This window comes from Aedoeadaptatus nemausensis (assembly GCF_903819165.1).
Classification (GTDB): domain Bacteria; phylum Bacillota; class Clostridia; order Tissierellales; family Peptoniphilaceae; genus Aedoeadaptatus; species Aedoeadaptatus nemausensis.
The window spans coordinates 78,038-92,363 of sequence record NZ_CAIJCS010000009.1 but is presented as its reverse complement, the minus strand read 5'-3'; the positions used below and the strand labels follow the sequence as shown (position 1 = coordinate 92,363).

Annotated in this window: 5 protein-coding genes; all 5 read left to right on the top strand. The window is 42.5% G+C overall.

Features of this window, described 5'->3' with window-relative positions:
* The first annotated feature begins 226 nt into the window (after positions 1 to 226).
* The 5 genes from fni to PEPTYR26121_RS00960 all read left to right on the top strand — a co-directional run bounded on the left by fni (position 227) and on the right by PEPTYR26121_RS00960 (position 14,311).
* Positions 227 to 1,243 carry a type 2 isopentenyl-diphosphate Delta-isomerase gene (gene fni / locus PEPTYR26121_RS00980; RefSeq protein WP_180498349.1) on the top strand — a complete coding sequence of 339 codons (1,017 nt, stop codon included), beginning with the start codon at positions 227 to 229 and terminating at the stop codon, positions 1,241 to 1,243.
* A 2-nt stretch (positions 1,244 to 1,245) separates the two neighbouring features.
* Positions 1,246 to 2,169 carry a thioredoxin-disulfide reductase gene (gene trxB / locus PEPTYR26121_RS00975; protein ID WP_180498348.1) on the top strand — a complete coding sequence of 308 codons (924 nt, stop codon included), beginning with the start codon at positions 1,246 to 1,248 and terminating at the stop codon, positions 2,167 to 2,169.
* A 62-nt stretch (positions 2,170 to 2,231) separates the two neighbouring features.
* Complete coding sequence (locus PEPTYR26121_RS00970) at positions 2,232 to 2,414, top strand: hypothetical protein (protein ID WP_180498347.1); 183 nt, start codon at positions 2,232 to 2,234, stop codon at positions 2,412 to 2,414.
* Positions 2,415 to 2,946: 532 nt separating this feature from the next.
* Entirely contained in the window at positions 2,947 to 7,857 is a 4,911-nt protein-coding gene (locus PEPTYR26121_RS00965) for a hypothetical protein (protein ID WP_180498346.1), read from the top strand.
* 61 nt (positions 7,858 to 7,918) lie between these two features.
* Positions 7,919 to 14,311, top strand: coding sequence for a hypothetical protein (locus PEPTYR26121_RS00960; protein ID WP_180498345.1), 6,393 nt, complete (start codon positions 7,919 to 7,921; stop codon positions 14,309 to 14,311).
* The last annotated feature ends 15 nt before the right edge of the window (positions 14,312 to 14,326 follow it).

Sequence of the window (14,326 nt, the reverse complement as noted above, 5' to 3'; positions counted from 1 at the left end):
GAATCAAAGAAAAGTTAGGAGGTCTAAGTCCGAAACAATACCGTGAACGCATGCAATCCGCATAGAAAATAAGTTATGTAAAACAAAATCGAGTAAGCATTTGCTTACTCGATTAAGTCCAACTTTATGGGGTCACTCTATTCGGGCGGTGTTTTTTATATCTTTAATTGAGACACAAGATCAAAAATGATATGATAAAGACATTAAAGAAAAGGCTGGGATACAAGTGAGACAATATAGAAAAAGAGAACATGTAGAAAACTATTTAAAGACGGAGCACAGAGGCAGCACCCTTTTTGAAGACGTGTTTTTGCCCCATAACTCCTTGCCGGAACTGGCACTGGATGAAATCGACACGACCACGAAATTCCTGGGAAAAGACATTGCCTTTCCTCTCATGATCAACGCCATTACGGGAGGCACGGAATTCGCTGAAAACATCAACGCCGATCTGGCGGAGCTCGCCAAACGGCTCAAAATTCCCATGGCCGTAGGTAGCGAAACCATCGTCATGGAAGATGAAAAAGCCGTGGAAAGCTTCCGAATCGTTCGGGAAATAATAGGCGACGAAGGCATCGTCATCGGCAATATGAACGGCAATCTGAGTCCGGAAGGGGCCAAGCGCGCAGTAGATATTATCGGCGCCGACGCCTTGCAAATCCATTTAAACCCGGCACAGGAGCTGGCCATGGAAGAGGGCGATCGTGATTTCAGAGGCATAAAAGAGCGCATCCTTGCGGCAAAAGACGCCCTGGACGTGCCCGTTATCGTCAAAGAAGTGGGATTCGGCATGGATGCCGATGTAGTGGAAACACTTTACGGCGCCGGCATACGCTATGTGGACATTTCCGGCTACGGCGGCACTAACTTCTTCGAAGTGGAAAACCTACGCGCCCTCAATAGAGATATGAGCGATCTCTACGATTGGGGACTTCCCACGGCATACGCCCTGGCAAGAGCCGTAGCGTTGGAGAAAAAAGATCTGCACATTACCGCATCGGGCGGCATTCGCTCCTCCCTGGATCTCGTAAAGAGTTTAGTCCTCGGCGCCGATATGTGTGCCATGAGCGGCGAAATACTAAAATACGTACTCCACGGCGGCGTAGATTATGCCGAAGATTACGTAAGAGAACTCATTTATAAATCCAAAATCATCATGGTCCTCTTAGGATCGAAAGACATTCAAAGCTTAAAACAGGTCCGGTGGAAAGCTACCGGCAGATTATCAGAATTGTTGAGGTAAGTATGTACGACGTGATTATAATCGGCGGCGGCCCTGCAGGGCTTACTGCCGCCATCTATACGAGCCGCGCCCATCTTTCCACACTTGTCCTCGAGCCTCAGCTCGAAGGCGGGCAAATGGCGCAAACATTAAGCGTGGAAAACTATCCCGGCGTCTTGGAAGACGACACGGGTATGGCCATCGGCATGCGCATGAAAAAGCAAGCCACATCCTTCGGCGCCGAAATCAAAAAAGAACGGGTGGAAAAACTTAATGTGGAAGGGGACGAAAAAATCGTCACCACATCGAAACAAGATTACCGCGCCAAATATATCATCGTCGCCACAGGTTCTACTCCCAATCAGCTGGGCGTTCCCGGCGAGGCGGAATTCGTATCCCGCGGCGTAAGCTACTGCGCCACCTGCGACGGCGCCTTCTACGGAAACGGCGAAGTCTACGTCATCGGCGGCGGCAACAGCGCCGTGGAAGAAGCCCTCTACCTCGCAAACCTCGGGGCGAAAGTGCACATCGTTCACAGAAGAGGAGAGCTGAGAGCGGAAGGCTTTATTGCCGAAGCGGCGAAGAAAAACGAAAACATCGAAATCCATTGGCACACGGAATTGAAAGAAATCAAAGGGGATAAAATGGTGGAAGGCCTCGTCCTCTACAATAACGAAACCGGGGAAACCGCCGCCATTGAAAAAGGCGACAAACCATTGGGAATCTTTATTTACGTCGGGCAACAACCCCAAACCGAAATCCTCGCGCCCCACGTAGAACTAAAAAGCGGCTACGTACCCGTAGACGAAAACTGCATGACCGAAGTCGACGGCATCTACGCCGCCGGCGACATCGTGGATAAAAAATTCAGACAAGTAGTTACCGCCTGCGGCGACGGTTGCACCGCCGCCATGGCCGTAGCGGAACGCATCGTCCAATATCAATAAGAAAGAACCGATCCGAAAGGGTCGGTTTTTTAGTGGGAGAAATATGAATCAAAGGGAGTATTATGGATCGCGGTCGTTTACGTGAAAAGCGACTACCCCCTCAGAAGAACAAAAGTGCTTATCAAAAATCCATTCAGCGTGAAAGCGAAACTCCCCAAAAAACCTTTTATTCCCGCCAGAACAGCAAAAATATTTATTATATTAATATCTTTATAGAAAATTACTTAAAAATAAACAAATCTTAAGAATTCAGTCGAAAACCTTTGAACTTATGTTATACTAATTAGTGTAGAGGAGGAGTATATATTCAACTCCCTCTAGTGTCGAAATATGTAAAAGATTTCGACGTAAAATGTAGGTCCGATCGTCAGGGTTATGAATTCCATAGCCCCGTTTTGCGTCGGCAGATTAAAGTGAGTAGAGCATTTAACCGGCAAGAGCCGACAGCTCTGAAGAAAGGGGGAGATGAACATCATTATATGAAGAAATTAATCCATAACAACTCCAACCCTATAGGTTTAGTACGTAACGAACGATCCGCTGACGCTCCTTTTTGTTAGAAACTATCATACAGGATACGCCGTCCGTATAATTAAGCATAAAGCGTGATAAAGCGAACAAGCAGAAAATATATAAAACGACGGCATCAAGAAGAGAAGCTCACTTTATTCCGTCAATCTTTAATGGTGGAATAAAAATAACAACGCGCGATGGGAGTCGTGTGTTTTAACATAGATTAATGCGATCTATTCGCAAAATAACAATCGAGGAGGAAGAATGAAAACTAGTAATTTAAGTAGCTTTAAGAGAGCCTTTGCACTCGCCTTGGCCATACTTATGCTCGTTACGGTGATCCCCTTCCGGGCATTCGCAGAAGTCGAACCGGCCAACTGGGTCGACGACAAAAAGACAGCCAGATACTGGCCGATTCCCCATCAAGGTAGACTTGTAAAGGTATCTACGGCAGAAGTATTAAAGAACCCGTCTCTTAGATACATCGGGGGCTACACCAGACCGGACGGCAGAGAGGTAGTAAGACTTGCCTTTTCGGCTTACTCTGGTTCAACATCTGGAGCATGGGAGAGAATGGTTCTTAAACCTGACCACAATCTAGAACAACTGATCGACTGGGATCTATCAGGCATGGGCAAAGAAACACCTAAACAAGGCAGGAATAACCACGACGGTTGGAACTATAACTCAGAATTTGTTAAGTTTGAACCCTTATCCGCCCAACAAGGTGGGTCTGGAAACCTACATGTGATGAAACTTGATGGTGACGGGACCAATACCGTAAAAACGGGAACTGTAGGTACCCACTATGAAGTGCCTATCGACTTGGTAATTAAGAAGGATCAAACCGTTAAAAATCTAGATAAAAACCCCCTCATCCAAATGAGGTTGACGGACGCTAAATACGAAAGAATCTATTCCACAACTATATCTGAAAATGAACAGGTTCCATATTCATCCTACACTATGTCTACCTTCGTTCCTGTAAGAGTAGATCTTAAGCAAGGTATAATCAATACAGACGTAGTACGCAACTACGAAAACACCTTCCAAGCGGCTTCTTCTTATATTAAATATAATGAAGAAAAAGGCTACTTCGACGTGTACATGAGAAGAACTCAAGGTACCGTAGGTTCTGTAGCTGACGTCGGTGGTTCTATGAACTCGGGTAGTTCCGAAAATAGAGGCGACTATGGCTTTATGCAATCCTTTGACGAAAGCCTGATCGATATCCTCAAACCTCAAGATGAGTCCGGAACAGTTATTCAACTATTCTCAGCAGATAGAAATGACAAACTGCACTATCCGTCTGCGGATGAGACAGTTCCGAAGCCTGCCAACAGAATAGACTATTCATTAGATCAAATTGAAAAAAGAAATGGCGTCGGTATCGTTAAGTATTCAAGTAATGATCCGAATAAAACCTTCTTGCCCGGCGGTCCTACCCTGACAGGCTACGGAAACTCTACCGTTGTCAGATACTTCGTCGACAAGGATAAGTTAAAAGAAAAATTCGGATCCAGCGATATCATTTCTTACGAATTCTTCTCCACACTTTTCGCGACCAACGAAACAGGTGTCGAAGAATTTAAGTCGGTTCCCAGAGATGAAGATATCAATCTGAAACGTGGCGATACTATCGATATCCGTTTTGACGGTAGACGTGACCTTATTACGACTGGTACTTTCGATACACAAGGTTCATTTATCCAGATCGGAGACGACCAATACAAAATAAGCCTTAGAACCACATCTGATAAGGCTAAATATGTTGGCGGTGGTATCACTTGGAACGCAAACTATATGCGTAAGATGACTGTATCGGTTCCTTTCGACATTAAGATTAAAAAGGACACACCTTTAACGATCTTCTCTAGAAAGACTAAATTACAAGAAGTGTCTCCCGGCATGACAGTTACCTTTAACTATTCTGCCAAAGATGATTCCGGTAATACGATCAAAAAAGACAAGACCTATCGATTCGAAAGACCTCTTAAAGACGGTTACACGAGAAATGAAAAGGGCGAAGTTATTAAAGATGGTAAGAAGATAAATGATCCGCAACAAACTTTATTTATCGACAATCACGATCCGCTAATGACTTCTCGTCAAGAAAACTTCGGCGGAGGGATCTTAACAAGAACAGCAGACGCACCGGATATCGACGAAATTTTTACAGACTCCGAGCATCTGACAGGTCGTTCAAAATACGATAGAGTCTATGTATATCCCTACGATGCAAACAAGAACGAAGTTAAAACGGCAAAGAGACTTGGAACTATCCAAGCTTCCGACCAAAAAATCGAAATGAACGTCAACGGCGACGATGTACAAGGTTTCGAATGGACATCGGCTTCGAACGGTGAAGAAAACAAGCTTGATTCGAACTATTGGGCAACAAAAGACATGCCTCTTTACTTTACAAACCAAGACGTTTTATCCAACTCTCTTGAAAGTAAAGATCCTGTCGTGGAACAAGTTCAATCCAGAGTAACCTTCGATTTAAACGGTGGTACACTTGAACAAAACGTTCTATCTTATAAGGGTGTAGATAAAGATAAAAAAGTAGGTACAGAACATGCCTACATTACAACAAGATCAACTCGGCAAGAACCTGTAGTCCGCATCGCACCTATGAACGTGAAATTTGCCAATGTAGAAGGCTATGTAGCCAACGGTTTTGAAGGCGCTCATGTAGACTTAAAAGACCACAATGGCAAGAACTTTGAAGAAACCATCGCTGCATTAGAAAAACAAATTGCAGAAGCATCAGGTGAAAAGAAGACAAAACTTCAAGGTGAACTGGGACGCACTAAGGAAGCTCTTCAATTAAGAAAATTTGTAGAGAAAGATCCGGTCGTAACCGGTAAGACCTTCCTAGGCTGGACAACACAAAAACTCACAGGCACACCGCAAGAAGTTACTGAAGCCTTTACAAAGCTAAAGGTGGCAGATTCGGTAGACAAGTATCTCAGTGGAGAAAACCTAATCTTTACGAGTACTTCACCGATTACTAAAAACATGACTGTTTACGCAGCTTACGGTTCGCCACTTGTGACCTTCCACACTAATCCGCCGGAAGGCTTAAAAGGCAAGACGGATGAAACGGTAACTCAAAGCTTGACGGAACAAAACCTCACAGACCGTGCAGTCCGTCTACAAAAGAACTGGTCAGATCCGAAGTTCAAGATGGAAGGCTACTCACTAGTAGGTTACTCAACTGATCCTAAGGCAGACATTCCTGATGAAAACAAAACAGGCACCGGCGTTAACGTTGATAACTACCTACGTGACGGAGACCAATACACACTAACTGCTAAACAAGTTAGAGACGGTGTTGACCTATATGCAGTTTGGAAGAAAAACTACCACGTAGATGTTGAAAAAGTTTGGGCTGAAGGAACAGACAAAGACAAGAACATCGGCAAGCTTTATGTTGGTCTTTTAGCAAGACCGGCAGTAGGTGCAGCAGGCTTCGAAATTGTAGACCAAAATGCAGTTTACAGACCGGTACCGGGAACAGTACAAGCCTTAACAAGCGCAACTCCCGAGACAGGTAAGCTAATCTGGAAAGACCTACCTTCCTATGACGAAGCAGGTCACAGAATGTCCTATATCGCAGTAGAGCTTACTGATTCAACAAAGAAATTATTTGAAAACGGAAGTGTAAACTACAAGGACTATGGTGTAACGATTGTTAACACCAACCAAAACAAGGGATTAGGCGGATACAAGGCTCAACTTGTAAACACCGACGGTGTCGATGCCATGTCGGCAGCTACATTGCGTAGTCACTACACAAAAGATGGAAGTCTTATCAATCCTAATGAAAATAAGACAATGAAATACTTCGACACTTATGGCTACAGCATCAAACTTACGAATATGAAAGTAGATGTACAACCGCCTGCAATCGATCCGATTAAGTATGATGCCACACAAGTAGTTGTAAGAAAAGTCGGCGATCCCAGCAAGATCGTAACGACCCTACCTGACGGCAAGACGGTAACAGTTGTTAAGCATGACAACGGTAGCTATGTACTTGACCAACCGAACAGTACTTTCACAGGTAAAGTTACAGTTGATGAAAATGGTGTAATCACTATCTCTACAGGTCAAATGGAGCCGGGACAAGTTGTTAAAGCTCAACAATTTAAGGTAGTAGGTGAAGCGGAAACTGCATCTACAATTACAGAAGCCAAGGTTGAAGCTCAACCGGTTTCCCATAAGGTAGTAGAAAAAGAACAACTTCCTAAGGATAAAGACGGCAATGCAGTTGTAGAATTTAACGTGCCGAACCATCCGCTTCTACCACCACAAAAAGGATCTAAATATACTTTAGGTTACTTTGAAGGTGAAGGCGAAGACAAGACATTCGTACCTTTGGCACCGGTTGATGCTAAGGGCGATATCGATCCCGTGGTTCTGGACAAAGACATGGTTTCTGACGACAGAACCGAAGTTAAGAGACAAATCTTAATACCGGAAAGCAAATTCGACCAAATCAACAAATTGAAAGAACAAGGCGTTGATCTTGTAATCAAATCTGATGAAAAAGGCAAGAAGCCTAATTATTCGGACGGATTTACCCTCGACTTAACAGCACCAACAGCAGATGCGAAAGCAGGAGACGAACTTTGGAGACGTTGGGTAAATGTAGACCTGTCGAACTTCAAAGAAGAACAAGATCGTGTAGTTGTAAAATACAAAGATCTTAAAGGAGAACAAATCCTACGTTTGGATACCAAAGAAGAAGCCGAAGCTACTATTGAAATGCTACAAAGAGCGGGCTTCACAGACCTGGATATATCTATAGAAGATAGATTTGGAAATGCGACAGCTCTTAAGCCGGCATATAACCCGACCAAGGTCATTAAGATTATGGTCAGAAACGAAAGAATGGGCGCAGACCATGTCTATGTAAGAGGTTATGAAGAAGACACTACAGTCACCGTCAGAATCTATAATGCAGCAGATGCTGAAGCTGTAAGAGACAGAACAGACGGCTATCAAACCAAGGCGAAGGCTATGGGACAAGAAACCATCGGTAAAAGATTCGCAAAAATCACCTTAAATAAACTAGGTGACTATAAATTGCAAAGAGGAGATGTTATTGAAATCATCGGTACTACACCTGATGGTGGCAGAACGAACCCCTATGCAAAACAGTTATAAAAGATAGACAGTAGTTAGTACCGGGAGGTCTTACCTCCCGGACCATAACAAAGGAGGATTCATGGAAACTGTTAAAAGCAGATTTCTGACACTATTACTTGCCTTTGTCATGATTTTTACATCACTTCCTATGAATGCCCTAGCGGCAAAACCTGGTGATGGCAAAACAGAAATCACGAATATCAAAGAACAAAACGGTAAGCAAATAGTTGAACTAACCAAGCTCAGAGGAGAAAAAAAGCTTTTTTCTTTTAGAAATGGAGCAGGTTTTTTCTCTACGGGAGCAGAAACAACCGATAAAAATATTGAACAAAAAGTAACTATTAATTTAGAAACTGAAGGCTTAAACTTCGGTGATAATGCATTTGATAGTTCCGCCTTAGATGAGGCATTGCCTTTTGATGTAACCATCAATTTAGAAGACCCGGTGAGCAAATCAATTGCCCAATCTGAAACAGTTACTTTCAACAATAAAGGCGAAACGACAAAAACTGTCACCTTCTATGTACCTAAACGACTAGGTCAGGCAAAAGTATCAGCGGTACTCACCGCCCTCGATGCCAATCTTGACCTAAGAGTTTATAAGTCCGCAGACTCTACTACGGATACGATTGGACAAGACTTATCATTCGATTTTATGATTTCTCAAATTGTCCATCCTGTAATCAAAGCAAAAGTGACAGATCCTTATGGAAAAGAATTAGATGAAAGCATTAGTAAGGCTTTAGGCTTAAAACTAAAACTTGGCAAAGAAGAATACACCTTTGATTTACCGGAGAGTAAAAAAGATCTAAACATTAGAACTTTAGATACTTTTAAAGACGATCCTTTTCCGCTTAATCTAGCCGGCGATAGCCAAAGCCTTGAACTTACAACACAACTTGACGAAAATAACAAAATGAAAGTTGGCGATAAGACTTATAAGCTTAACAAAATAACTTATAATGCCCTTGGCCAAGAAGTTGTAATTAACGATAAGACAGAAAAAGTTGGTGGCTACATTGAGTTTGCCACACAACCCAAAATCGTAGTTCCGACACCGGATGAAAGCGGCGACCTGCCGAATACACCGGACGGATACAAACGTCTAAGCTTCCACGCTGAATCAAGCTCAAATGCCCAAGACGGTAGATTTGAACACGGCGACAAGCTTAAAGTAATCGATGTTCTGGAAGGTACAGAATATACTGACAAAGACCTTCAAAAACAAATAAAAGGCATTGGCCAACCTACTCCTCTTATTAACGGAAGTGTAGACGACAGTAAGAAATTCCTGAAATGGAATCCGGCACTTCCTACAACAGGGAAGGTAGATGACACAGACTACTGGCCGGTTTACCTTAAAGACGGTGGAGAAATCACACCGGGCGAAAAACTTCCCGATGGAGTATTCGAAGTTAAGGTAATCAAGGACGACACCATTGCAGAAGATGCTTTATATGGTAAATCCTATGGTGTATTCCAAGGATCAAAACTTGCAAGAGATAAGTTCCCGGATTTAGTAGCTGCAAAAGGTCACCAAAATCCGAAGTGGACCACAGAAGCTGATGAAGCTGAAGGTATGGTTGAGATTGCAAAACCTTGGACAAAGGTAATCACAAAGGCAACGAACTTTAAGGCAACTGCAGGCGAATTACCTGACATCATTGAAAACCCAACAGATCCAACTCCGGAAGGATACGTCAGAGTAACATTTAAGGCCGGAGAAGGTGTAGAAGACTTTAAAGATGCTAAAACTTACGATGTTAAGGAAGGCATAGCATTAACAGAAGACAAATATCCTACAGCAGAGGCTAAAGTAGGATATAAAGATCCAAAATGGGACGTGGCACCAGGCACTCCTATAACAAAAGATAATGCAACTATCACAGCAACAGCGACTAAGATAGAAGACATCATACCCGGCGGCCCTGGTGTTGAAAAACCGGAAGGATATTATATAGTTGAATTCCTTGAAGGAAAACATGGCGTATTTAAACCAGTAAAAGAAAAAGACCAAGTTACTGTTTACTATGTAAATCCTGAAGCTAAAGTTAAGATGTCTCAAATAACAGCACCGACAGTAACAGCTAAGGTGGGTTACAAATTTGACTCATGGTCAAAAGAATACCAAGCTGACGCTATTATTACTGGTGACAGACAAATAACTGCCGTATATATATACGTAGACGGTGTTTCAACTGAAGCAAAAGAGGGTTGGACAAAAGTTACTTTAAAATCAGGTGACAAAGGAGAGTTCACTAAGACAACCAACGTTGAAGGTGGACAAACTAAGACTGAAGAGTTTGACGAACTTGTGTACTACGTTGATCCAGAAAGAGAAGTAACTATTCCGGCACCAGTTGTTAAAGCAACAGTAGGTAATACTTTCACTGGATTTGACAAGCCTCTAACAGGAACATTTAAAGAAGAAACAACTATAAATGCAAAGTATCTGTCAACTAGCGATGTAATTGAAGATAAAACACCAGGTGATGATGCTGAAAAACCTGAAGGCTATGTAACAGTTAAATTTGATGCAGGCCAAAATGGAACATTTGCTCCAAACTCAATTACAAAGTACTTTGTAAACCCTGAAAAAAATGTTGAAATTGGTGCTCCTGGAATTGATCCGAATAAAAATTTTGTATTCAAAGGATTCTTCAATGGTGATGAAGAACACTCATCAGCTGCTAAGAAATATACAAAAGATATAACTTATACAGCTAAGTATGATGACAAGTCAAATGAATCAATTATCCCAGGTGACCAAGCAAAACCAGGCGGATGGGTAACAATAAGCTTCTCCGCAGGAGAACATGGAACATTTGAATTAGTAAATGGTAAACAACCAACCATTGCATACCATGTAAATCCTGAAAAAGATGTTGTATTGAAAGATAAAGCACCTGCGATTAAAGCTAATGACGGTTACAAATTTACAAAATACGATCCGGATGTTGAAACTGCAAGAAAGTATACAACAGAAGGACAAGTAATAACAGCACAATACAAGGCGACTGTTGTAGAAGGACCGGATCAACCAACCAAACCGGATCCAAACGACCCTGGAAAAACAGTACCTGATACTGATTATGCAAAATTAACATTTGAAAAAGGTATCAATGGTGAATTTGCTGAAAATGCTAAAACAACTATTTGGGTATTGAAAAACGAAGAGGTTAAGTTCAACGCACCGGCTGTTGAAGCAAATGAAGGCTTTGTATTTAATGGATGGGATCCGGCACTTCAAACAAAATACACTGATGATAAAACTCACACTGCTAAGTATGAGCCAAAATCAGATATTTCAGATGTACCTGTAGCAGGTTTCCAAGAAATTAAATTCCTTCCAGGAACTGACGGTAAGTTTGAAGGTGAGAAACAAGAAAAATCTGTATGGGTTAGACCAGATGTAGAAGTTGACCTTACAGCTAAGGCGCCAAAGGTAATTGCTAACAAAGGTAAAGTTCACACAGGATGGGAACCATCACTTATAGGAACATTTACTAAGTTAGACAAAGCTACAGAAATTACAGCTCAATACAAAACTGATGCTGATAATAACGGAATTGCCGACGAAGACGAAAAGACACCGGAACCTGAAGTATACGCACGTAACATCGGTAAAGATCCTAAGGTAACAACGGTAGAAGTTGAAACCGAAAAGAACGCTGACGTTACAATCGAATACAAAGATAAAAATGGTGAAACTAAAACCATCACGGGCAAGGCAGATGACCAAGGTAAATTAACCAAGGAAATCACACCTAAGCTTGAAAAAGATACGCCGGTCAAAGTCACCGTTAAGGACGGCGAAAAACAACCGACGGAAAAAATCGTCAAAGTATTCGACGACGTAGACAATAACAGAATCCCCGATGATCAAGCAGGTCAAACCGAAAGACCGGCAGCGATCGCTTCCAACAAGGGTAAGACACCCACATTCACTACAATCGAAGGTAAAACTGAAAAAGGCGCAACCATCACGGTTACTGTAAAAGTAAACGGCGAAGAAAAACCTGTTACAGTTGAAAACCTCAATGTGAATGACGACGGAACTTACACCCTCGAAGCTAAATACGACAACAAACCCTTGGAAAACGGCGCGGAAATCTTAGTTTATGCAGAAAACGCACCTAAGACAAAATCTGCACCTCAAACCACCACCGTCTTCAACGACTTTAACAACGACGGTAAACCCGACGGCGGCAAGGTCGACCTGAACGACGTTAAGGACATCCAAGTGATTGCACCTGAAAAAATGTCTTACACCGAAGGCGACAAGCTTAACGGCACCGGATTGAAAGCCGTTGTTAGAGATAACAAGGGCGGCATCGAAATCTTTGAATACGACAATGCAACAGGCAAATTCAAAGATGCTGACGGCAAGGCTGTTGATGAAATCACAGCAACAGTAGCTGACAAAGCTATTAAAGATCTTTCTCTAACAGAAAAAGATCACAATGGCAAAGCCATCGACGTAAAAGTCGGCGGTCAGACCGGTTCCACGAACCAAGTACTTGAAGTAAAACAACTTCAAACACCGACACCTACCATCGAATTTGCAGCAAACCAAAATACCGTAGGTTCTGACGGCAAGACCCCGACGGGAACGGCTAAACAAAAGACGACGGTTAAATTCACAGTTAAAAACAAACCGACGAAGGTCTTTGTAAAATACACCGTGAACGGTGAAGCAAAAGAAGAAAGCTTCGAAATCGGAGCAAACGACGACGCTACTAAGACAGTCGATCTTCAAGTCAAGCTGCCCGTAGGCGCAGAAGTTCAAGTCTTAGCAAAAGATGCGGACAAAGCACTTTCCGAAGCAGCTACTGCAAAAGTAGTAAGAGATGCTAATAACGACGGTACAGCTGACGACAAGACCCCGGTTGGAAAAACTGAAATTGATCCTATCAAGGCTGAATCTGAAAAGATTACAGTGAAACCAGCAGACAATGCGACCGAACTTGTAATCAAAGAAACCGACAAGAGTGGCAACACTCCTGCAGATTCAAAAGAAATTACAGTTACTAAAGATGAAGATGGTAATTGGAAGATTGGCGACGATATAATCAAACCAGATAAAGATGGAAAACTTACAATTCCAACTAAGGGCAAGCTAGAACTTGACGAATACAATGTGGTTGAAGTTGATGCCAAAGGCGATCCAGATACAACTACTCCATCTAACGCAAGAGAAACAGTCGGCGAAGCGGCAGACACCACTGCACCGGCTATGCCGCAAATCGATCAACCGGTAGATGGCGACAAAGACATTAAGGTCAAGACACCTACTGAACCGGATGCAAAGACAATCATAGTTGAAGTTGAAGTACCGGCTAAACCTGGCGAAAATCCAACAAAGAAAACTGTGGAAGTTACTAAAGGCGACGACGGTAAGTGGAAGACACCTGATGGAAAAGAAGTTCCCGAAGAAAACGGAAAACTCGTCATCCCCGTCGATCCGGCAGTTAAAACCGGCGACAAGGTAACCGTTGAAGTCAAAGACGATTCCGGCAATGCCAGCAAGTCCGAACCGCAAACAGTTGTTGAAAGACAAAAACTACCGGTACCGACCATCGATCCTATTAAGACCGGTGAAAGGACCGTATCCGGTACAGCGAAAGATGCTGCAACAGTCGACATCTACAAGAAAAACGCTGAAGGCGGATATGATCTTGTGAAAGAAGATGTAGGCGTAAGTGCAGACGGATCCTACACTTACAACCATACAGATGGCTTCAAAGACGGCGACGTCATCAGAGTCGTAGCCAAAAAACTCGGCATGACACCTAATAACGCTGAAACCACAGTCGGCGTCGACACCTCTGCATTAGATAAAGCGATCACTGACGGCAAGAGTGAACTCGACAAGAGAAACGACGGCACCCCGGCTGACAAAGCTTTAGAAGATGCCATCAAAGAAGGCGAAGATCTTAAGAAGAAAGATCCGGCTCCCAGCCAAGAAGAAGTCGACCAGGCTAAAGATAAGATCGAAAAAGCTATCGAAGATAAAAAGAAAGCTGACGAAGCTAGAGATAAGTTAAAAGAGATTATCAAAGAAGCTGAGGAAGAAACCAAAAAAGATGGTTATGAAGAAAAGCCAGGAAAAGATAGAAGAGAGCTAGAAAAAACAATAAAAGAAGGTAAGGAAAGTTTAGAAAACAATACTAATATTCCTGAATCGACTGAAAAAATAGAAAAAGCTCTAGAAAAAATAAGGAAAGAAACTTTGCAAGTAAGTGCAAAAGATCCTAAAGTTGGTGATCAAAGTATAACTATTACAACTTATCCAAGCCTTTGTGAAGTAGAAGTGTTTATTAATGATGTTTCTATGGACAAGATAAAAACAAATGGATTTGGAACTTATAGTTTTACGTTGGACGAACCAATTAAAGCTGGAACAACTATAGAACTAAAGGCGCATAAAGATGGGTACAATGACAATAGTTATTGGACTAAAGTAAAATAATCAATTAAAATATTA